The sequence below is a fragment of the Paenibacillus salivarius genome, assembly GCF_051307165.1.
Taxonomy (GTDB): domain Bacteria; phylum Bacillota; class Bacilli; order Paenibacillales; family Paenibacillaceae; genus Fontibacillus.
In genome coordinates this window covers 4,742,753-4,765,062 of sequence record NZ_CP195592.1, presented here as the reverse complement: position 1 = coordinate 4,765,062, position 22,310 = coordinate 4,742,753, and the positions used below count along the sequence as shown (strand labels likewise).

The window sequence follows — 22,310 nt, the reverse complement described above, 5'->3', positions numbered from 1 at the left end:
GGCCCCAAAGTTGATGAAGGGGCCCCTTTCATTTGGTTAACGGTTGCCACAGTGGTTATTCGTGACCAATTTCAATAGTATGGATTTTAACGGTTACAGACGCGGTTATTTCTCAAAAACTACATAATATATGTTCCTATTGGGCAAATAGCGTTAACTGCAACCGTTAAAAAGGTGGAAGAGGCAATTTTAGCGTTTTAACCGTTGTGGCAACCGTTAGATGAAAAGTTTAAGATGTTGGCAGCCAGCCCGCGTAATTACAACGCGCGCTCTTACAAAGCCGGCAGCCTCACTTCAAAGGTCGCGCCCGCTCCCGGCGTACTCCGGACCTCGATCCGTCCCCGGTGGGCTTCGACGATCGACTGGGAGATGGCAAGCCCGAGGCCGGCGCCTCCCTGTTTGCGCGTACGCGAGGCGTCGCTGCGATAGAAGCGTTCAAACACATGCGGCAGATGCTCCTGCGAAATTCCCGGGCCGTTATCCCGAACGCTCAGCAGAGCGACTTTCGGCTCCGGGGATAACAGGGCGACCGTAATCTCTCCCGATACCGGATCCGTGTGCTGTACCGCGTTGTGGAACAGGTTCAGCATGACCTGCTTGATTTTGTCGGAATCCACCATCGCTTTGATTTCCGGCGTGATCCGGAACGTGACGGTACGATCGCCGGCCAGCATCCGCAAATGGGGCTCCATTTCCTCCACCAGCGTATCCAGACCCGTTTCGCTCCGGCTTGCTACCGGCGTGCGGTCCAGCTTGGCCAGCATAAGCAGGTCCTCGACCAGCTTCTTCATCCGTTTGGCTTCGCCGAGCATGCTGTTCAAAGCGGCGTCCAGCTGTTCGGGCTTATCCGCGGCTCCGCGAAGCAGCACTTCCAGAAAGCCGTGAATCGAAGTCAGCGGGGTACGAAGCTCGTGAGAAGCGTCGGCAATGAACCTGCGCATCCGTTCCTTGGCTTCGCGCTCCGTTTCGAAAGAGGTTTGCAGCCGCTCCAGCATCCCGTTGAACGATACCGCCAGCCGGTCGATTTCCGATTGCCCGACGGAGGAAGGAACGCGCCGGTCCAGATTGCCGGCATCGAGCTCCTCCACCGTTCGAACCATCTGGTTCAGCGGGTTCAAGGTTTTGCGAAGCACAGGCAAATAAAACATGAGCCCGCCCCCTAAGGCCAACAGGGATAAAACGATGAAAATCAGGAGCTGCCTTAAGGCGACTGCCTGCAGCGGCGCGGTGGAAACCCCCATCTGAATCATTCGGTCCCGCCCTTGGGGGCCGTCGCCGATCATGAAAACCAACAGCTGCTCGGTTCCGTTTTCATCGCTTGCGATTTTATAGGCACGGGCGTTTTCCCGCCTCCAATGTTTCCGGATATCCTCATATTGTTGATCCGTGAGCCTTGGAGAAGGGAGTCCGGATTCCACCGACAGGTTATTGAATCCTTGCTCCTGACTGATCACCGCGAGAGAAGTGTCGGGCAGAAAGAAGAAAGGCCTGCGTTCTCCGACGCCCGGAGCCTGAGGTAAGGAAATGTTGCCGGCCGGCCCGTCGGAACCGGGAAAAGCGCCATCCTCTCCGGCCATCAGGCTTTTCGGCAGGCTGCGGACTTGGGATAACAACGATTCCGCCTGGTTGCTATACAAAAAGTTTTCCATCACAAAAAATTGCACGCCGCCGATCAGCAGCAGCAGCAAAGCAAGGATGAACAGGGATCGGGACAAAAGCTGCGTACGCAGCGAACGCGGAAATGCAAATCTGCGCAGTCTTCCGCCGGTCCTGAAGGTCCATTTCGGCGGCTTCATGGCAAATCCACCCGGTAGCCCGCGCCCCGAAGTGTGCGGATGAGTCGGTGCTCCTTGTCATTCAACTTTTCGCGCAAAGACCGGATGTACACCTCGACAATATTTTCCTCGCCGCCGAAGTCGTAGCCCCATACCTGGTCGAGAATCGTGGCCTTGCTAAGCACAATGCCGTGATTGATGACGAGATATTTCAGAAGCTCATATTCGGTCGGAGACAATTCCAGCACCTCGTTCTGGTATTGAAATTCCTTCCGGCGGTCGTCCAGCTTGAACGGTCCGTAAGACACTTCGCCGAACAAAGCGGGGAACTGGTTACGGAGGCGCGCACCGATTCGAGCAAGCAGTTCTTCAAAGCTGAACGGCTTGACCACGTAATCATCCGCTCCGGTCGTCAGCCCCTTGACCCGATCCTCCACTTCGTCTTTGGCCGTCAGCATAATAATCGCCACATTGCTGAGGTTTTTTTTCAGCAGTCGGCATACCTCCCAGCCGTCCATCCCGGGCATCATCACGTCCAGAATGACGACTTGCGGCTGGAAATCGAGCGCTAGGTTTACGGCGGTCATGCCGTCCGTAGCGGTGCGCGTCTCGAATCCTTCATTCATCAAACCGAGCTCCAGAAACTGAATAATATGCGGTTCATCGTCGACCAGTAAAATTTTGACGCCTTTTATGTTTTTCATGAAGGGTGTCTCCAAACAAGATTCCAATTGAAATTAATGCATCCATTATGCACCGTCAGGCTGAATGCTGGCTGAACGTCTACTGAGGGAGGCCTGAAATCTTGGGCCGGAATCCCCGTTTTCTCTGATCCTATCATGCTTAACCCTTGATTGTGAATCCGGTTCTGAGATATACTTTTGGAAGCGAAATGACGAAAAGGAGAGTAAACGAATGGAAAAAGTATTGATTTTCGGACACAAAAATCCGGACACGGATACGATTTGCTCCGCAATCGCCTATGCCGACCTGAAATCGAAGCTGGGCTGGAACGTTGAGGCCGTCGCTCTCGGCGAGCCGAACGGCGAAACGAAGTTTGCGCTCGAACGCTTCGGCTTCCAAGCGCCGCGCGTGATCGAAGCTGCTGCGGGAGAAGTGAAGGATGTCATTTTGGTCGACCATAATGAACGTCAACAAAGCGTGTCGGACATCGAGCAGGTTCGCGTGGCCGAAGTTATCGACCACCACCGGATCGCCAACTTCGAAACGAGCGGCCCGCTTTACTACCGTGCCGAGCCTGTCGGCTGCACCGCGACCATTCTCAACAAAATGTACAAGGAAAACGGCATCGCCGTTCCTGCGAACATTGCCGGTCTGATGTTGTCCGCGATCATTTCGGACTCCCTTTTGTTTAAATCTCCGACCTGCACGGACCAGGACGTCGCAGCCGCACGCGAACTCGCGGACATTGCCGGCGTAAATGCGGAGGAATATGGCCTGGACATGCTTAAAGCCGGCGCCGACCTCAGCGACAAAACGATCGAGCAGCTGATTTCCCTTGATGCCAAGGAGTTCTCCATGGGCAGCGCGAAAGTGGAAATCGCCCAGGTGAATGCGGTTGACGTGAATGATGTGTTGAACCGCCAATCCGAACTGGAAGCCGCTTTGAACGGAATTATCGACCGCAAGGGACTGGACTTGTTCCTGTTCGTCGTCACCGATATTTTGAACAACGACTCCGTCGGCGTTGCGCTCGGCAAAGCCGCCGATGCGGTGGAAGCCGCCTACAACGTCAAGCTGGAAAACAACAAGGCCGTGCTGAAAGGCGTTGTCTCCCGGAAATCGCAAATCGTTCCCGTACTTACCGACATTTTTAACAATCGTTAATCATGATTCGAAAAAAAGTCCTGAAGCATACCGATCCGATCGGTTGCTTCAGGACTTTTTGCGTTCTATCCGTTACGAGCCGCCCGCTTCCGCCATTTCCGGGGTAGGGGTAGGAGCCGGTTTGTGCTTGAAGATCGGGACGAGAATGAGTGCTCCGATCAGCATCGCGATTCCGGAGAAGGTGTAAATCCCCACCAGCGGGAATAGCTTCTTGAGCACGCCGGACAGAGACATCATGATGACCATCATCCCCATGAACATCGGGCTCAGTACGCCGTTAACCCGTCCGACAAAGGATTGCTCCGTCGATTGCAGGATGAGCGTGTTAATGCCGATCTGAATGCACGGGAACGTGAGGCCATTCAGGAATTGCAAACACAACGTCAGCGGTATGCTTGTGGAGAATCCCATACCGGCGATACATATGGCGCTTACCCCCATTCCGAAAGCAAGCAGCATTTGCGGAGGGATCTTTTTGGAAAGTGTCATGATGACGCCTCCCCCGATCAGCATCGCCACGCCGTTCACCATCAGAAGGAATTGGAGAAACTCCTTTGACTGGCCCAGATTTTCCGTCACGACAAACAAACCGAGCGTCTGGATCGTACCTACCGCAAAACCGGCGATCGCAAACGTTGCGCCGAGCACCCTCAAAATCGGGCTGCGCCAAACGTAACGGAAACCGTCCGCCAACTCCTGCTTGATTTTTGTGGTGCGTTCTGCGGGCTGTTTTTCCGTCTCTTCATCCGCCGGCAATCGGAACAGAACGAGTGCGGACAGCAAGAAGGCAACGCCCATCACGCCGATGGAAATATAGATGCCGAATTGGTGGTAGGCAAAAATACCGAGCGACGGACCGAGCACCATGAAAATCGCCACCAGGGACTGGAACAGGGCCATGCCTTGCTGCAGCTTATCCGGATGCACGTGCTGCTTGAACAGCTTCATGACCGAAGGCTGCGAAAACTGCGACAGAATGGCCGAAATGAAGGTCGCGAAATAAACGGCCTCCCAGGACTCGAACATCAGGGTCACGAGGACGGCAAACACGGAAACGGCGGACAAAAAGTCGCACCAGATCATCGTTCGCTTCGGCTTCCAGCGGTCGGCGAACGCGCCCCCGATAAACGAAAAGACAAAAATCGGCGCAAATTCGACTACGGATATCAGGGAAATGGCGAGCGGATCATTGCTCGTTTTATCCGTGACAAACATCAGAATCGCGAAGTTGCGGACCCAGATCCCGATCTGCAAAAAGATGTTGGAAATCAGGATCGTCTGGTAAAAACGGTTGCGAAACAGACTCATGTTCGCGGGTGAAGCATGGGCTTGAATAGACATATTTTATATCACCTCTCGTATGGTTTTCTCTCTATAAAGAAAATATCCCAATATAACAATAATGGATAGCTCCGGGCTTGAATAGGGAAAATTTAATTTAAATTAATTTTGACAATTATATGATTGTTTGATATTAAGGTAATGGTAACCATAACCTGTTTCATTCACTTCCTTCCGGATTATACATTTTACAATCATTAGACGGAGGCATGGTATGAAGAGCGAACAAGAAAATCGGCAGTCGGAAGATTGGAGCAATTTTATTTTCTCGAACATGGACGAATTGTTGTACTGCTGTGATCTCGAAGGGTTTGGCTTGTATTGTTCAAATTCGGTAAAAGGATGGCTCGGTTATACCCCGGAAGAATTGATTGGAATCAGGTACGCGGAATGGTGTCACCCCGATGACCGGAATTTGTCCGTCCGTCGGGATTTAATACGAAATCGCAAAACGGAGGCCGAATATCGGCTTCGCCATAAGGATGGTCATTATTTATGGTTTCAATTTAGGCTGCATCTCGTGACCGAAGGAACAGGATACGAGAACGCCAAAATTCTCGCCGTAGGGCGGGAGGTAACCAAACAAAAATACGAAGCTTTTATCCTGGAAGAAACGATGCGTATCGCCCGGATCGGAAGCTGGGAATGGAACGTGGCCGAGGACCAGGTCGCGCTGTTTGATCAGTTGTATCATTTAATCGGAATAGAAAAAATAAAGGAACCGGTGTCTTCGTCGGAAATTCTTAACTTGGTACACCCGTCGGAGCGGAAGCCGCTGGTCGAGGCGATCGAGAAGGCGTTGCACACCGGCCATCTTGATTTTGAATTCCGGCATGAACTGGAAAACAGGGAGTTTCAATATTTTCATTTGCGCGGACTCGTCACCTATGATGATCATGGACAACCCAAGAATATCAGCGGCACTGTGCAGAACATTACCGACCGGAAGCAAGTGGAACGGAAGCTGCAGGAAACGGTCGAAAGATACAACTCGCTAAAAAAATACAATCATGACGCCGTCATTTCACTCGGTTTGGACGGGAGAATCATCAACGCAAACACGATGGCCGAAAAATTGACGGGGTACAAAATACCGGAGATGACGGGGCGCCGGCTCTCCATGCTCATCGAGGAGAGTCAGCTTCAAAGCATATTGTCGGAAGCGATCTCGGACACCTCCGTCGAGAAAGCGATCGATAAAATCAAAACCAAGAGCGGCGGGGAGGTCGAGGTATTGACATCGATCGCCCCTATTATTATCAATAACGAGAACGTCGGTTTTTATATTATCGCCAAGGATATCTCCGAGCAGAAAAAGCTGCTCATCGCCAAGGAAACGGCGGAGAGCACCAATAAAGCGAAAAGCGAGTTCCTTGCCATGATGAGCCATGAAATCCGTACTCCCATGAACGGCGTGATCGGGATGGCCGATTTGATGATCGAGACGACCGAATTGACCGAAACGCAGAAGGAGTATCTCGAGATCATCCGCAAAAGCGGGGACACGCTGCTCGCGATTATCAACGATATTCTGGATTTCGCCAAAATCGAATCCGGTAAAACGGAACTGCACGAAGAGCTGTTCGATGTGCGGAAAACGGTTGAAGAGACGCTGGATATCGTCAAGGTCAGGGCGAGTGAAAAAGGTCTCGTTATGTCTGTATTGGTCGGCGACGATGTTCCGCACAAACTGTTCGGGGATCAGGAGCGGATCAAGCAAGTTCTGCTCAATCTGGTCGGCAATGCCGTGAAATTTACATACTCCGGCAGCGTCACGGTACACGTGGAACGCGTCGGCGATACCCGGAATCCGCTAACTCTGAGATTTACGGTCCGCGATACCGGTATCGGGATTCCGAAGGAGAAGATGCCGCTATTGTTCGAGCCGTTCTCCCAGTTGGATCACTTTATGACCCGCAACTATGAAGGAACAGGTCTCGGATTGGCCATAACCAAAAGGTTGGTCGGTTTGATGGGCGGACGAATTTGGGTAGAACCGCAGGATGAACCGGGAGCGAAGTTTGTGTTTGAATTGCCCTTCCTGGAAATTCAGAAGTCCGATGACATGGTTTCCGCAATCTTGGAAGAACAAGCCTCGGGACGGAAACTGAACATTTTGATTGCCGAGGACAATGACATCAACCAGATCGTCATTCAAAAAATGCTGGAAAAGATGGGCCACACCACCCGCGTCGTCAGCAACGGCCTTGAGGTACTTCAGGCGATCGCTTATGAAGCGTTCGATATGATTTTCATGGATGTTCATATGCCGGAAATGAACGGATTCGAAGCAACCCGCATCATTAAAAACACCGTTCCTCCGGACAAATGCCCGGTGATTGTCGCCGTTACGGCCAACGCGCTAAAAGGAGACAGGGAAAACTGCCTCAGAGAGGGAATGGACGATTACATCAGCAAACCGATCAAAAACTCCGTCGTCGCGGAAGTTATCAATAAATACTTTCAATTTTAACGAATAGCGGAGAATTGAATAGCATTCCGGAGTATTGACCTATAATAAACGCTTTCATGGACCGAGGACCTTTTTGAGGGTTCACGGTCCTTTTTCATATAATCTGAGACGTTGGCGTTGCACCGGACCTATTTTTTGATTTACAGGAGGGAGTATGCAATTGTTAAAACCAAATATTCGTACGGCCTGGTTCTCGAACACGAAGAACGACGTCCTGTCGGGGCTCACGGTGGCGGTTGCCCTGGTCCCGGAAGCGATCGCGTTTTCGATTTTGGCGGGAGTCAGCCCGATGGTCGGGCTCTATGCCTCGTTTTGCATCGCCGTTGTTATTTCCTTTGCCGGCGGACGTCCGGGGATGATCTCCGCGGCTACAGGCGCGATGGCTTTGCTGATGGGCGGTCTCGTAAGGGACCACGGCATCGAGTATCTGTTTGCGGCCACCATTTTGGCGGGCGTGCTGCAAATCGTTATGGGCCTGCTCAAGCTGGGGAAATGGATCAGCTTCCTGCCGCATTCCGTCATGACGGGATTCGTGAACGCGCTGGCTATTTTGATTTTTATGGCCCAACTGACGCATTTCTCGGGACAAGGCTGGCTGATGTACGCGCTCGTGGCGCTTACGCTCGCGATCATTTATTTGTTTCCGCGGATCACCAAAGCCGTTCCGTCCGCATTGGTCGCTATTATTGTCGTTTCCGTTCTGACGATTACGCTCGGTTTGGACGTGAAGACGGTCGGAGATATGGGCGAACTCAGCAGTGCTTTGCCGGCCTTTCATTTACCGGATGTCGCGATTTCGTGGGACATGCTGAAAACGATTTTTCCGGTATCTTTGTCGCTGGCCGTGGTAGGCTTGCTGGAATCCTTGATGACGGCTACGCTGATCGATGATATCACCGGAACTCCGAGCAACAAAAACCGGGAGATGAAGGGTCAGGGACTTGCGAACGCGGTTACCGGGTTTTTCGGCGGCATGGCGGGTTGCGCCATGATCGGCCAATCGATGGTCAATATGAAATCCGGCGGGAGAACCCGTCTTTCGACCTTGGTTTCCGGGGTGGGGCTCCTGTTCCTGATCATCATTTTGAGCGGAGTGGTCAAGCAGATCCCGATGGCGGCGCTGGTCGGCGTCATGTTCATGGTCTCGATCAGCACGTTTGAATGGAGCTCATTGAGCTCCTTGCACAAAATTCCGAAGACCGACGCCTTCGTCATGATAGTCACGGTCATTACCGTCGTCGTTACGGAAAATCTTTCGATCGGCGTCGGCATCGGCGTGCTGATTAGCGCGCTGGTATTTGCCTGGAGAATGGCGGTGATCCGCACCCATACTTCCGTGAACGCGGAAGGGGTCAAGACGTACCGGGTAACGGGACAAATGTTTTTCGCCACCGTCACGCACTTTTTGAATGAATTTGACCCTGCGGGGGATCCGGATCGCATCGTGGTCGATTTTTCCGGCTCGCATGTCTGGGATCACTCCGCGGTTCATGCGATCTCCAAATTGAAGACGAAATACAGGCAGTTGGACAAAGAGGTGACCATCGCCGGGCTGAACGAGGAAAGCACGAATCTCGTCGAACGTATCGGACTGTCCTGATTCACATAGAAAAACCCTTCTTAGCGCCTTTGGCAGGCGTCTTAGGAGGGTTATTTGTTTTATGAACCAGCCTCAACAAAAATAACGACCATTTTGGTTCTTATTTCACTCTTACGGCAAGCTTTCGAGAAAATAAGAACCATATTTGGCCTTATTTTCGTCCGCAACACGAAAAAGAGGCGCATTCAAACCGGTTAGCCGGGAATAAGGACTAAATTAGTCGCTAAACAGCTTCTGTAAGATCAAACAGGCTAAATAAGGCCCAAAAAGGGCTTTATACTTATACTTTGCAAGACTAATTGACTTTCAACGCATCTTAAACCGCTCCAGCTGCTCCCAAAGCTGTTCCTGCTCCAAAATTTCGCGCTGTTTGGGACCTAAAAGATCAAAATGCGGGAACGGCGGACGATGGTGGATATACTTCGGATCTAATCCGTGGGATTCGCACCAGGCTTCCAGAAGCTGTATATCATTGCAACCGACTTTGGTGACGGTCTTGATGCCCGGAAACCGGGGATCCAGCCAGTAATGGGTCAAATATGCGATTTCCCCGCGGGATACCGCTTCTTTCCATGCGTTTAGCTCGCTTTTATTGATTCCGAAAGCCATGGTCAACCTTCCTTTCAAAGCCAGAAGCTATACGTGAATGCCCCTCCACAGCAAAGTGACAATGGCCTCGGCCGCTTCCCGATTATCTGCAAAGAGCATGTTGGATTGGTCATACTGCCGTTCGCCGACCCGCAGCATGGACACGTATAAATGCGTGACGAGCATCGGGTCCTCGCAGCTGATTTCGCCGTTCGCCGCAGCCGCATGGAACCCGTCCCGAAGTGTCTCGTACAGGCTGTTTTCATGCCGGATGAGCAGCTCCATCTGTTCCTTGCTCAAGTGATCCTTGACCTGTTCGAACATCCCGTTCACATGGACCTGGGGGATTTTCAAATAGTTTTCCGTAATGCGGGTTAACCGCTCTTGAAAAGGTCCGGCTTCATCCAGCATCCCCCGGATTCGCCGGTTGACCTGGGCCAGCGTTTCGACCATGGCCGCGACGAATAGCTCGGTTTTGGATGAATAGTAATAATAGACCGTTGCCTTGGTTACTCCGCATTGCTCGGCGACCAGGTTCATAGATACGGGATTGAAGCCCTTTTCCATAAACAGGCGGGAGGCCGACTGCAATATATGCTGCGCGGTCGGCTGGCTGTCTTGTTGTTGTACGGGCCGCCCCAAGGGGCGCTTGTTCGGCAGCTTCATCATGAATCACCTCAAACGACTTTACTAACCAAATATTATACCATACGAGATATGTTGATAATTAACCTTCCGGTATATATAATTATTATGAAAAAAATCACGGACATTCGATAGGAGGAAAAGGAGAGGGTATGGAGATCTTTAAGCGAATAAGCAGCCTGGTTTCAGGCAAACGCAGCAAATGGGTGACCCTCGCGGTTTGGATTATCGTTGTCGGTGCCCTTAGCGCGATTTGGCCGGGAGTCAATCAAATGGAAAAGAACAATGCGGCCAATCTCGATGACGGCAAGCCGTCGGTGGTGGCCGGAAAACTGGCCGAAGCCGAATTTCCGGCGGACAGCGGGCTGCCTGCACTGATCGTCTGGTCTCGGGAAGGAGGATTGACGGACGGAGATTTCGGCGCGATTCAGGAACTGACCGCCTATTTCACGCAGCATCCAGCCGAAGGCCAGAAAACGCTGCCTCCGTTTGACAAGATGCCTGTACAGGCACTGAAGCAGCAAGCTTCCGAAGACGGCACGACGTTCGTGCTTCCGTTCTTTTTCGAGAAAACGTCGGATTCCGATACGTTGAAAGAAGGGACCGAAGCGATCCGCAAACAGGCGGAAACGCAGCTCGGTTCCGATCCGTTCGCGGCGGAACTGGAAAGCGGGGATCTTGCGGCACGGGTTTCCGGGCCGGCGGGGATATCCATCGACGCGGTCGGACTGTTCTCGGATGCGGACGTATCGCTGATGATCGCCACCGTGCTGCTGGTACTGGTGCTTCTCTTGCTGATCTACCGCTCCCCGATTCTCGCCTTGATCCCTTTGATCGCGGTAGGGTTTGCCTTCGGGGCGGCCAGTCCCATTCTCGGCAAAATGGCGGAACTAGGCTGGATCACGGTAGATTCGCAGGCCATCTCGATTATGACGGTCCTGTTGTTCGGCGCGGGAACGGACTATTGCCTGTTCCTCATCTCCCGGTTCCGGCAGCTGCTTACCGTTGAAAGCAATAAAGCCAAGGCGCTGACCTCGGCATTTAAGGATTCTTCGGGAGCGATCGCCATGAGCGGTTTTACGGTCGTCATCGCGCTGCTCGTTCTGTTGCTCGCCGAGTATGGATCCGTGAACCGTTTTGCGGTTCCGTTCAGCTTGTCGATTTTGATCATGGCGCTCGCCAGTCTCACTTTGGTTCCTGCGCTGTTGGCCATTATGGGGCGTACTTCCTTTTATCCCTTTATTCCCCGGACGCCGGAAATGGAAGCGGAGCGCAGCCGTACGAAGGGAACAAAGCGGGCCGCCAAAACGAAACGCGGCATTCAATTCGGGGAGCGGATCGGCAATGTCGTAACGAAGCGGCCTTGGCTCGTCGTCATTGTGACGCTGGTGCTTCTCGTCGCCGCGGCTTTAAATGCCTTCCGGATCCAATATACCGTGGATTTGCTGTCTTCATTCCCCGAAGATGCTCCATCCCGGGAAGGTTTCACGGTTATCGCGGATAAATTTACGCCGGGTGAATTGGCCCCGGTCAAAATTATGATCGATACGGAAGGAAAGGATGCTGGGCTGAAGCAGGCGATCGAGGCGCTTCCGTATATCGGTAAAGTAACGGATCCCGTCAACGGCCAAAACAATCCGGATATCGTCGCCGTGGATGCGGAATTCGCGATGAATCCCTATGCTATCGAAGCGGTGAATCATGTCCCCGATCTAAGGGACGCGGCGGAAAAAGTACTGACCGACGCCGGAGTCGGCGGAGCGGACGCAAAAGTGTGGATCAGCGGGCAGCCGGCGACCCAGTATGATACGGAAATGACGAACAACCGGGACGCGGAAGTCGTCATTCCGGTCGTGATCGGCTTGATCGCCATCCTGCTGCTCGTGTACCTGCGTTCCGTCGTAGCGACGATTTACTTGATTTTGACGGTCGTGCTGTCATATTTTTCGGCGCTGGGCCTCGGTTGGGTCGTCGTGCATGACATTATGGGGGATACCGCCATTCAAGGCTTAATCCCGCTTTATGCGTTCGTATTCCTGGTTGCGCTCGGCGAAGACTATAATATTTTCCTGATATCGAGCATTTGGAAAAAACGGAAAACGATGCCGCTGAAAGCGGCCATCCGCGAAGGCGTCGCCGAGACCGGTGGCGTCATCACTTCAGCCGGCCTGATCCTCGCGGGAACGTTCGCCGTACTGGCGACCCTGCCGATCCAAGTGCTGGTGCAGTTCGGGATTATTACGGCGATCGGGGTTCTGCTGGATACGTTCGTGGTAAGACCGTTCCTCGTTCCGTCAATTACGGTGCTGTTGGGGAAATGGGCATTTTGGCCGGGGAAAATGACCGGAAGCAATAATTCCAAAGCGGAGAGAACGGAATCTGTGAACTAGTAAAAAGGGCCTTCATACGCCGCTGATTCGGCGGGGGAGGCTCTTTTAATTAGGCCGGAGATAACGACAACGAATATTACGAACGGTAAAGGTTACGATAAGAAAAGTGCGCAGTTTATCATCCGGGTGCGTTACCTCAATGCAATCGTACTTATCACTACATGCACAAAGAATGGGGGAAGGAACGATGGACGGAAGCCAAAAGGAAGGGCAAGCACAGGAGAAAGGCAACTTGAAGTGGTGGCAGCTTTCGCTTCTCGGCGTGGCTTCGACGGTGGGGACCGGTTATTTTTTGGGTTCCGGAATCGGGATCGGAATGGCCGGACCGGCAATTCTCATTGCCTTTGTTCTCGCGGCTCTCGGCACTTATACCGTGTTTGAAGCCTTGGCCAAAATGACCGCCCAGCGTCCGGTAAAAGGGTCGTTTCGTTCCTATGCGAAGAAGGCGTTCGGACGCTGGGCCGGGTTCAGCAATGGCTGGGTGTACTGGTCGGCTGAATTGCTGATTATGGGAAGCCAACTTACCGCGCTGTCCCTGTTTTCGAGGTTTTGGTTTCCGGGGGTGCCGATGTGGCTGTTTGCCGCAGGGTACGCCTTACTGGGCCTTTTTGTCATTTTTATCGGAAACAAAGGGTTCGATTCCGTCGAGAATGTTCTGTCCGTCATCAAAATCGCCGCCCTTGTCATGTTCCTCGTTCTTGCGGGAGCCGCCCTGTTCGGATGGCTTCCCGGCGGTGAAAAAGCGGCGTTCCCCCGAACGCTTGGACAATTTTTTCCCAAAGGGTGGATGGGCCTATGGTCAGGACTTATTTTTGCGTTCTATGCCTTTGGCGGGATTGAGGTCATGGGGATGATGGCTTTGCGGTTGACCGATCCGAAGGAAGCTCCTAAAGCCGGAAAAATCATGCTCCTGACGCTGGCGTTTATGTATTTGTTGTCTCTTGGGCTCGTTGTGACGCTGGTGACCTGGGATGCGGTCGTGCCGAAAAAAAGCCCGTTCATTATCGCCCTTGACGGCGTAAACATGGCGTTCATCCCCCATGTGTTTACCGCGGTGTTGATTATCGCCGGCTTTTCGACCATGGTCGCTTCGCTTTATGCCGTCACGACCATGCTGGTCACGTTGGCCGAAGATCGCGACGCCCCGCCGCTGTTTGCCAAAAGGGCGCTCAACAAGCGCCCGGTGTACGCGATCGGTTTAACGGCGACCGGCATGGCCGCATCGGTCATTTTATCGCTGGCGATGCCGGGTAAAGTTTACGAATATATCACCACAGCCGCAGGGCTGTTGATTCTGTACAACTGGCTGTTTATTCTGGTGACTTCGGGCAAGCTTCTGAAGCTTACCGTTTTTGGGCAAGTGAAGCGGTATGCCGGGATGGCGCTCCTTTTGCTTGCGGTCTCCGGCACGCTGACGCACGGGACAAGCCGTCCCGGGTTTTGGGGAAGCTTGATTTTCATCGGAGTGATCGGGGTCGTGACGCTGATCATGCAATTCGCGGTATGGAAAAAGGGGAAATCCGGAGTCAAGGCGAAGCGGCGCAAAGCCGTGCTGATCCGTTTTCCTAGGTTGGATTAGATTAAAGACGTTCAAGGAGAAGCTTGAGCGCCTCATATCCGAAGTAAAGCGCAAATCCGATCAGAGACAGTCCGGAAAGAACGGAAATGGTTTTAAGGATTCGGTCCGTAAGTATTTTTCTAAATATGCTCGCAAATCCGGCCATGGTCACATCCCAGACCAAAACCCCCGCAATGATGGCGCAGCTGTTCATGACGAGCTCCCTTGTTCCCGATTCGGCTGCGCTCTGTGCGAGTACCGACCCGTAAATACCAAGCCAGAACAGGATGGACAGCGGGTTGGAGATGGACATCATGAAACCGGAAGCGAACGACTTGATCAACGGCTCGCCGCCCCGCATGTCCCCCAGACTCAGTTTGCGGGCCTGTTTCAGGCTGTCGATTCCGGTATACATCAGGATGAAGAATCCGAACAGCCAAAGGAAGGATTTCATAAACGGCGTATTCAAAAAATGAATGACGCCGAAATAAACGAGCAGCATATAGACCATATCTGCCGCAATCGCGCCAAGACCGACCAGCCAAGCGGGCAAAAATCCGCCGCGGATCCCTTTGTCCAGCTGAGCCGCATTCACGGGACCGATCGGCGCGGACAGGGATAATCCCAGAAAGACGTAACCGAGTAAACTGTTCATAGGCATTCCTCCCATGATTCTAATAACGTATTAAGCGAACATAGCTTGTTTAACTCATGCCTTGTACATCTTATTCAGAAGGGTCCGCTTGTACGACTAAAAATAGGGCTTGATAAACTAATACCATTAGTTTATTATTTAACTAATGGTATTAGTTAAACGAGGAGGCGGTATAATGCGGTTGATTCGTCAAGGCAAGCTCGTACAAGTTTCATTTTTTCCCCGGGTGTTTCCGGTAAACTGCTATCTGGTGGAAGAGGAAGACGGTGTGACCCTTATTGATGCCGCGCTCCCTTCCAGTGCGGACGGAATTATCAAGGCGGTGGAACAGGCAACCGGCAAAGCGCTGACCCGAATTGTGCTCACGCATGCACATGACGATCATACAGGCGCGCTCGATGCGCTCAAATCCCGGCTTCCCGAAGTCCGGGTGCATATTTCCGCTAGAGATGCCAGGCTGCTTGCGGGAGATGTCACGCTTGATCCGGAAGAACCGCAAACGAAGATTCGCGGAGGCGTCCCGAAGAAGGTCAAGACGAAGCCAGATCTTCTTCTCTCGGAAGGCGACAGGGTCGGTTCGCTGCTCGTGGTTGCCTCGCCGGGACATACGCCCGGGTCGATTTCGTTGCTGGACACCCGCAGCGGAGCATTGGTGGCGGGGGATGCTTTCCAAACGCGGGGAGGAACGGCTGTCAGCGGGGATTTACGCCCTTTCTTCCCGTTTCCGGCATTGGCGACATGGAACAAGGAAGCCGCGCTGGACAGCGCGGCCAAGCTGGCGGCTTTGAAGCCGTCGCTGCTTGCCGTCGGGCATGGTAACATGATCGTGCAGCCCGGACGGGCGATGGAGGATGCGATCAGGAAAGCCAACCTCAAGCTCGGAAGAAGGGACATTACGCAGGAAGGGGATGAGAAGCATGCCGAGAAGACCGGGCATTGATTCGGGATCGTTACTCTCAGCCGCCGTAGCCATTGCGGATGAGCAAGGCGCCGAAGAGATCACCATATCTTCCGTTGCCCAGCGGCTGGGGATCCGCCCTCCTTCGCTATACAATCATGTAAGCGGCCTTGCCGAGCTGAGAAGCATGGTCGCGGTCCATGCGCTCAACCGGTTGAATGAGTCGATTGAAAAGGCAACGGAGGGCAAAGCAGGGGAAGATGCCGTTCGTGCTTTTGCCGATGCCTATCTTCGGTACGCTAGGGAGCATCCTGGGTTGTATGAACTGATTCAGCTCGCTCCCGGTACGGAAGACCGGCGGATGGAGGAAGCGAGTCAAAGGCTTGTTGCTTCTATCGTTGCCCTCCTGGAACCCTATAGGCTCTCGGACGAAGAAGCGATTCATACGGTTCGGGGGCTACGGAGTCTTATCCACGGTTTTGCGACGCTGGAACGGCAAGGCGGATTCGGAATGCCGGTGGATGTGCAAGCGAGCCTGACATTCAACCTGCAGCTTTTTTTGCGCGGATTGAAGCGGAGATCTGGTTAAAAATGCTTGCAGCGGGTAATTGGTAACAAAGAGGCATTTGGGCAAATATAAACCCCGCGGGGAGCCTCCCGGCGGGGTGAAGTTGCCCACGACCGAGGGTGGGCGACATAGCATTTTATAACGGATGGAGAATGGAAAAAAGGAGCGCTAGGCTCCTCTTTGACTCAATAACACGCAGGCACGTGTGAGTTTATCCACGACAAGGTGGATGACGTAGTATTTCTTTGTTTTTATACTACCCTGTCGCTTATGCATTGTCAACCCCTAAATCATTAAAGCCCGAACGACCATTTGAGCCGGTTTTCCAACCGGTTGATATCTTCTTCATCCAGGTTGCCCAAATGCTCCTTCAAGCGGATTTTGCTGACCGAAGTTGTCTCCTCCGTCTTGGCCGCCGAATCAAAGGCAAGGAAATCGTACTTGCTCTTAAACAAAAAATAGTGGCTTTGAAATCGCGGAATCGGTTTTCCGTCCTTGGTCAGCACCGGTTCTCCCGTTTTTGGCACCGTGCGGACCTTCAGGTTTTTGGTGAGCGGGACGACCAGCACATTGCCCGACGTAGAATTTACGGTATTATTGGACACGATGACCACCGGCCGCTCCTCATTTTGCTCGCATCCGATATTTTCCCCGAAATGGCAGAAGTGGACCGCTCCTCTCGTCATGTTCCGCTTCATTTGCGTTTTTTCATGTTCGATCCAATGATGGGCCATCTCGATCTTAAGCGGGATCCATGCAAGGATCTGTTCCGTTTTCCGCTGCTTCGCTTGTTCGATTCGAGGATGGCTTGGGCGGCGTTCCGTTTTCCGTTCCTTCAGATCCTGTTCCCGATCATTATTCATGAGTTCTCCTCCATGTTGACATTAGTAAACAGTTCTACCTCTGAATTACACATTTTTACATCAAATTAAAACAAGTTGACAACTTTTTTTGCTCTGTGATACTTTAGGCTTGAAATCGAGGTGAATGGAAAGATGGCACAAAAGAAAAGAAATGCTTCCCATCCTGCTCCCGCTGCGGGGGATAAGCCCGCCACGCTGAAAGATTTGCTCGGTGAGAGCACGATCGCCAAGCTGAAAGCCCAGGCCGCCGAACTGAAGAAAGAAGAGGACCGGCGCCGGGAAGAAGAGCGCACCAAGGCCGAGGAAGCGCGCAAGGCAGAGCAAAAGAAGCTGGATAACAATTTCGAGCATTTGCTGAACACGAGCAAACTGGATTGGCATAAATTCAAGTAAGGGATGAACCGGGAGAGATCGCGGCGGAAGATGCGGGCTTCTCGGTTTTTTTGTCCAATTCGATTGAAAGCGCTAACTAACCCAAGATAAGGATTCCTGATCACGATGAAAAAATACATTCCGTTTACATATAAGATGCTGGTTCCCTATTTGCTCCTCGTTTTGATTACGGACGTCATCATCGGTTATATTTCCTATTCGATGCTTGTTCAATCCCGGACGGAGATGGCCGAGACGAATATCCGGACAGGCATGGAGCAGGCCCGCGACAATATCAGGTATCAAATGGACGAAATCCAGCGGATGTCGGATACGCTGTTCAGCAGCTTGTCGTTCCAAAGGGCGCTTCAAACCAAAGGGGATCCGTACGATATCTATTTGGTCATGCTGGACGAACTTGTGCCTCAGATTACGGCGCCCCTGAAACTGTTCGGCAACGACATCCGATTAATGCTATTCACGTTGAACAGTGACCTGAATCTCGTATCTGGAGATAACCTGGATGAACCGATCCAGGGCAGCGATTATTATATTCTGCCCCTGGATGAGATTCGGGATAGCGAATGGTATCGGCAATACAAGGATTCCAGACAAGATAACATTTGGCTGCAGATCGATACGGATCAGCGGCTGGATAACATTTCGCATATTCGCAGACTGGTGTCGTACAGCGATTATAAAACCGTGATCGGATACGTGCGCATTACGGTCTCCTTGGACGCCCTGTTCGGCAATTTCGCCGCTTTTCCGGTAGAGGAGGGCATTACGCTGCGTCTCATCGATAACTCTTCCGAAGGGGAGACGCTTTACCAGCGGGGAAATGCCGAGCCCGGGGCGGGAGAGGAATCGTATCTAAGCCTTTCGGAGGCGATTCCCGGAACGGATTTTGTGATCGAAACGCTCGTTCCGTACTCTTATCTCACCAAGGAGACCTCCAAACTGCAAAAATCGATATTTGCCGTTTGTGCGCTCAGCTTTGTCGGGATGTCCGCCATCGGATCCGTCGTGGCACGGATCTCGGGCAGAAGAATGTCCAGGATCGTGCGGCAGGTACGCTCCTTTCAGGATGGCAATTTCCAAAAGCGAATATCTTTTTCGGGCAATGATGAATTTGTGCACATTGCGGATGCCTTTAACGTCATGGCCGGCAATATTCAGGAGTTGATCAACAGCGTCTATGTCCAGGGTCTGCAGCGAAAGCAGGCCGAATTGGAAGCTCTTCAGGCGCAAATCAACCCGCATTTCCTGTATAACACGCTGTCGACGATCAGCAGTCTGGCCAATCTCGGCGAGACGAAAAAGGTGACGGAAATGGTTCAAGGGTTGTCCCGGTTCTATAGGCTGACCTTGAATCAGGGGAAAGTGTTCACGACTCTTGCGGACGAGGTCCGGCAAGTCGAAACTTATTTGGATATCCAACGCGTAAAATACGCGAACGGTTTTAAGGTTTACGTCGATATCGAGAATGAAATCAGCCAAGTCCCGGTCATGAAGCTGATATTGCAGCCGTTCGTGGAGAACGTGTTTAAGCATGCCTGGTTCGGCGAGTCGATCGCGATCAGGATCACCGGCCGAAGAACTTCGGAAGGCATCGAGCTTAAAGTGATTGATAACGGGATCGGCATACGGGCCGAAACCGTCAGGAAATTGCTGTCCTCGCCAAGCCAGACCGGGGGTTACGGCGTAAAAAACGTGGACGAGCGCATTAAACTCAGATACGGGGATAAATACGGCATTTCCATCGGCAGCATTTACGGCGCGGGGACAACGGTCAGAATCGTGATTCCCGAGGAAGGGCTGCCGGAAGCAAATCGGTGAAAAAGTATAGGTTTTCATTGAAAACCGCCATGTTCGGACCAGTAGAGGTAGGCTATGCTCAAATTAGATATTGCGGCATCAGTATTGCATCCGGAGGAATGCACTTATGGATATAAATATTTTACTTGTGGATGATGAAGCTGTGGACTTGGAATGGCTTCGACGGCGCGTTTTCCAAAGCGAATCGGATTATTCCCTTCGCTTGGCGGGGACGGCGAACAGCGGATTTGCCGCGCTCAAAATATTGGAGCAGGAACGGATCGATATCATTTTGTCGGATATCCGCATGCCGATCATGTCCGGAATGGAGTTTGCCCGGCGGGCCAGAGAAATCCATCCCCAGGTCAAAATCGTATTCATCAGCGGACATGAGGATTTCGGATATGCCAAGAAGGCGATCGAACTGGGCGCGGCGGGCTATTTGCTGAAACCGGTCGATGATGGGGAGCTTCAGGAGACGCTGCAGGCGCTGTGCGAAACCGTCGAACGGGAGCGAGAGGCGAAGCGTTCGGCCACGGCGGCCTGGTCGCTCGTCGGCGAAGAACTGCTGATCCGCTGGTTGAACGAAATGTCTCCCGGCAAGGTGGAGAACCATCTCTCGGACATTCTCGAGCCGTTGCTCCGGTTTGGAACGGTAGCCGCATTAGTGGAGATCGACGATGTCGAATGGAAAATAGGCGAGCTTGGAGAGCAGGAAAAACAGGAGCAGATTCAGAGGCTCACCGCTTTTATCCGCCAGTATGTGGAGGAAAATATGCTGGGCGCATTTTTCAGAAGCCAACAGACGAGATGCCTGGTGCTGTCCTCGGTACCGGAAAGCGATTTTCCCGTGTTGCTGGAGGGTTTGATCGAAGCCGTGCGTTTATCTTTTCCCTTTACGGTGACTGCCGGGATCGGCAAGCCTGCGCGGGACGAAGAGCAGCTGAGAGAGTCCTATCACCAAGCCCAGGCCGCATTGAGCGTCAAATGGCTGTTGGGGAAGGACAGATTGATCCGTTGGGATGTGGTCGAATGGGCGCCCGGCGGCCACCTGCCCGTCCCGAGCGTGGATGGAATATTGGAAAAGACGCTGCGGGCGATAACGGATTATGATCTGGTTGCCGTGGATGACTGCCTGGAGGAACTGTTCAACCTGCGCCAGCCGCTCGGCCGGAAGAGCGAGGTTTACGACTTGATCCTTCGTATCACGACCAAGCTGCATGCGGACTTGCGGCAAATGGGGGAAAGCTTGTACGAGCTGTTGAAATGGGACGCCTACCAGCCGGTCATTTTGTTTCAGTTCGAGACCGTTCATGATATCAAATCCTGGTTGCGGAGAAGATTTTTCGAGCTGTCCGAGCTGCTCTATGTCAAGAAACAGCGGCAAAAGCGCAAGCTGATCGAGGAAATTATGCAGTACGTCGAGAGCAATTTGGAAGAACAGAAGATTACGTTGAAGGAAGTAGCCTCCCAGTTTGATTTTACGCCCAATTACCTCGGCTTTTTGTTCAAAGAGGAGACCGGCATGCATTTCAGCGATTATCTCAATGAGCGAAGAACGAACCGGGTGTGCGAGCTTTTGTCGGACCCGACGCTGAAAATATATGAAATCGCCGAGCGTATGGGATACAAAAATATTATCTATTTCAACCGGCAGTTCAAGCAAGCGCTGGGGATGACGCCGGGCGAATACCGAAAAAAGAACAGAATTTAGAGGTAGAAGCCGCCGGGCCGGAAATCCGAACCGGAAGTGGCCGGGATTTGCCGTATTGTCGGCAGGTCCCGTTTTTTTGTCCCGGTCTTTTCGCCCGATCGTGGAAAAAGTATTACTTTTAGTTGGCCGGCTGAATCCACGGAACTAAGGCGGCCCTCTTATAATGGAGGCAGAGACACTAAGAGGGGAGTAGAGATGCTAGATGAGAGGCCACGGCTTTTGGAGCGATGTAAAGAAATACAGAACGCTGCTGCTGATGTTGGTTCCGGCCGTATTGTTTTTCCTTCTGTTCGCGTATATCCCGATGGGGGGAATCGTTCTGGCTTTCAAGCAGTTCAACTACAGCGGGGGAATCTTCGGAAGTCCCTGGAACGGGTTGGACAATTTCAAATTTTTCTTCGATTCGGGCGACGCGTGGCGCGTGACGAGAAATACGGCGCTGTACAATATCGCGTTTATCGTCGTCAACAACGTCCTGCAAATTTTTGCGGCGATCCTGCTGTTTGAGGTTGCCGGCAAATGGTTCCGGAAAATTACCCAGACGGTCATGTTCCTGCCTTATTTTATTTCCTGGGTCGTCGTTGGGGCGATTGCTTACAATCTGTTCAACTACGACGTAGGAACGATCAATATGCTGTTGAACAAAATCGGCATTGAATCAATCGATATTTATAACACGGCGGCTTATTGGCCGGTCATTCTGGTTCTCGTCTCGGCTTGGAAAACGCTGGGCTACGGAACGGTGATGTATCTGGCGGCCATTACGAACATCGATACGGAGATGTATGAAGCGGCCGAAATCGATGGAGCCAATATTTTTCAACGAATTCGCAAAATTACGATTCCTAACCTGATGCCGACGGTCATAATCCTTGTGCTGCTGGCGATCGGCAACATTTTCCGGGGCGACTTCGGGATGTTCTACAATATGGTCGGCAACAACGGGCTGCTGTTCTCGGCGACAGACGTCATCGACACCTTCGTGTTCCGGACCTTGATTACGTCCAACGAAATCGGCATGTCCGCTGCCGCCGGATTCTACCAATCCGTTCTCGGGTTTGCAACGATCATGCTTGCCAACTATGCTGTACGCAAATACGACAAAGATCATGCTTTGTTCTGATAAACGGAGGTAACGGATATGAACGCAACTGCAACTCCATCGGGGGAACTGGGGCCGGGGGTCCGGACGGCTTCCCGCAAG

At 52.4% G+C, this 22,310-nt stretch carries 18 protein-coding genes; 11 read left to right on the top strand and 7 right to left on the bottom strand.

Annotation, left to right across the window (positions count from 1 at the left end; genetic code table 11):
- Positions 1-272: 272 nt before the first annotated feature.
- A complete protein-coding gene (locus tag ACSFXJ_RS22105; RefSeq protein ID WP_435922492.1) occupies positions 273-1,796 on the bottom strand; it encodes a sensor histidine kinase in 1,524 nt (507 codons plus the stop codon).
- Positions 1,793-2,479, bottom strand: a complete 687-nt coding sequence (locus ACSFXJ_RS22100) for a response regulator transcription factor (protein ID WP_435922491.1) — start codon at positions 2,477-2,479, stop codon at positions 1,793-1,795. Before ACSFXJ_RS22100 ends, ACSFXJ_RS22105 begins: the two co-directional genes overlap by 4 nt.
- A 211-nt stretch (positions 2,480-2,690) precedes the next feature.
- Here ACSFXJ_RS22100 and ACSFXJ_RS22095 point away from each other — a divergent pair, with 211 nt between their 5' ends.
- A complete protein-coding gene (locus tag ACSFXJ_RS22095) occupies positions 2,691-3,623 on the top strand; it encodes a manganese-dependent inorganic pyrophosphatase (RefSeq protein ID WP_435922490.1) in 933 nt (310 codons plus the stop codon).
- 72 nt (positions 3,624-3,695) lie between these two features.
- On the opposite strand, the gene ACSFXJ_RS22090 is transcribed toward ACSFXJ_RS22095, so the two are convergent.
- Positions 3,696-4,964: an MFS transporter gene (locus ACSFXJ_RS22090; protein ID WP_435922489.1), complete on the bottom strand. Its 1,269-nt coding sequence runs from the start codon at positions 4,962-4,964 to the stop codon at positions 3,696-3,698.
- A gap of 214 nt (positions 4,965-5,178) precedes the next feature.
- Between ACSFXJ_RS22090 and ACSFXJ_RS22085 the strand changes: the two genes are divergently transcribed.
- Positions 5,179-7,437, top strand: coding sequence for a PAS domain S-box protein (locus tag ACSFXJ_RS22085; protein WP_435922488.1), 2,259 nt, complete (start codon positions 5,179-5,181; stop codon positions 7,435-7,437).
- A 154-nt stretch (positions 7,438-7,591) separates the two neighbouring features.
- On the top strand, positions 7,592-9,037 hold the full coding sequence (locus ACSFXJ_RS22080) for a SulP family inorganic anion transporter (RefSeq protein WP_435922487.1): 1,446 nt from the start codon (positions 7,592-7,594) through the stop codon (positions 9,035-9,037).
- A gap of 306 nt (positions 9,038-9,343) precedes the next feature.
- Here the strand turns inward: ACSFXJ_RS22080 and ACSFXJ_RS22075 are convergent, their stop codons facing one another.
- Positions 9,344-9,646, bottom strand: a complete 303-nt coding sequence (locus ACSFXJ_RS22075) for a hypothetical protein (protein ID WP_435922486.1) — start codon at positions 9,644-9,646, stop codon at positions 9,344-9,346.
- A gap of 27 nt (positions 9,647-9,673) precedes the next feature.
- Positions 9,674-10,294, bottom strand: a complete 621-nt coding sequence (locus tag ACSFXJ_RS22070) for a TetR/AcrR family transcriptional regulator (protein ID WP_435922485.1) — start codon at positions 10,292-10,294, stop codon at positions 9,674-9,676.
- A 128-nt stretch (positions 10,295-10,422) separates the two neighbouring features.
- Here ACSFXJ_RS22070 and ACSFXJ_RS22065 point away from each other — a divergent pair, with 128 nt between their 5' ends.
- Both ACSFXJ_RS22065 and ACSFXJ_RS22060 read left to right on the top strand, forming a co-directional pair.
- A complete protein-coding gene (locus ACSFXJ_RS22065) occupies positions 10,423-12,660 on the top strand; it encodes an MMPL family transporter (RefSeq protein ID WP_435922484.1) in 2,238 nt (745 codons plus the stop codon).
- 187 nt (positions 12,661-12,847) lie between these two features.
- Positions 12,848-14,239: an amino acid permease gene (locus ACSFXJ_RS22060; RefSeq protein WP_435922483.1), complete on the top strand. Its 1,392-nt coding sequence runs from the start codon at positions 12,848-12,850 to the stop codon at positions 14,237-14,239.
- Between the two features lies 1 nt (position 14,240).
- On the opposite strand, the gene ACSFXJ_RS22055 is transcribed toward ACSFXJ_RS22060, so the two are convergent.
- Positions 14,241-14,873 (bottom strand): LysE family transporter, encoded by a 633-nt coding sequence (locus ACSFXJ_RS22055; protein WP_435922482.1) that lies wholly within the window; start codon positions 14,871-14,873, stop codon positions 14,241-14,243.
- Between the two features lie 175 nt (positions 14,874-15,048).
- Here ACSFXJ_RS22055 and ACSFXJ_RS22050 point away from each other — a divergent pair, with 175 nt between their 5' ends.
- Both ACSFXJ_RS22050 and ACSFXJ_RS22045 read left to right on the top strand, forming a co-directional pair.
- Positions 15,049-15,813, top strand: coding sequence for an MBL fold metallo-hydrolase (locus tag ACSFXJ_RS22050; protein WP_435922481.1), 765 nt, complete (start codon positions 15,049-15,051; stop codon positions 15,811-15,813).
- Complete coding sequence (locus tag ACSFXJ_RS22045; protein WP_435922480.1) at positions 15,791-16,360, top strand: WHG domain-containing protein; 570 nt, start codon at positions 15,791-15,793, stop codon at positions 16,358-16,360. The genes ACSFXJ_RS22050 and ACSFXJ_RS22045 overlap by 23 nt, the downstream gene beginning before the upstream one ends.
- Before the next feature lie 272 nt (positions 16,361-16,632).
- Here the strand turns inward: ACSFXJ_RS22045 and ACSFXJ_RS22040 are convergent, their stop codons facing one another.
- On the bottom strand, positions 16,633-17,202 hold the full coding sequence (locus ACSFXJ_RS22040; protein WP_435922479.1) for a type II toxin-antitoxin system PemK/MazF family toxin: 570 nt from the start codon (positions 17,200-17,202) through the stop codon (positions 16,633-16,635).
- A 132-nt stretch (positions 17,203-17,334) separates the two neighbouring features.
- Here ACSFXJ_RS22040 and ACSFXJ_RS22035 point away from each other — a divergent pair, with 132 nt between their 5' ends.
- The 4 genes from ACSFXJ_RS22035 (at position 17,335) to ACSFXJ_RS22020 (ending at position 22,229) form a co-directional block, all read left to right on the top strand.
- The gene (locus tag ACSFXJ_RS22035; protein WP_435922478.1) at positions 17,335-17,595 is read left to right on the top strand and encodes a YqkE family protein; all 261 of its coding nucleotides are present in this window, start codon (positions 17,335-17,337) and stop codon (positions 17,593-17,595) included.
- 105 nt (positions 17,596-17,700) lie between these two features.
- The gene (locus ACSFXJ_RS22030) at positions 17,701-19,413 is read left to right on the top strand and encodes a sensor histidine kinase (protein ID WP_435922477.1); all 1,713 of its coding nucleotides are present in this window, start codon (positions 17,701-17,703) and stop codon (positions 19,411-19,413) included.
- A gap of 106 nt (positions 19,414-19,519) precedes the next feature.
- Complete coding sequence (locus tag ACSFXJ_RS22025; RefSeq protein ID WP_435922476.1) at positions 19,520-21,106, top strand: response regulator; 1,587 nt, start codon at positions 19,520-19,522, stop codon at positions 21,104-21,106.
- A 202-nt stretch (positions 21,107-21,308) separates the two neighbouring features.
- Entirely contained in the window at positions 21,309-22,229 is a 921-nt protein-coding gene (locus ACSFXJ_RS22020; protein ID WP_435922475.1) for an ABC transporter permease, read from the top strand.
- Positions 22,230-22,310 lie beyond the last annotated feature (81 nt).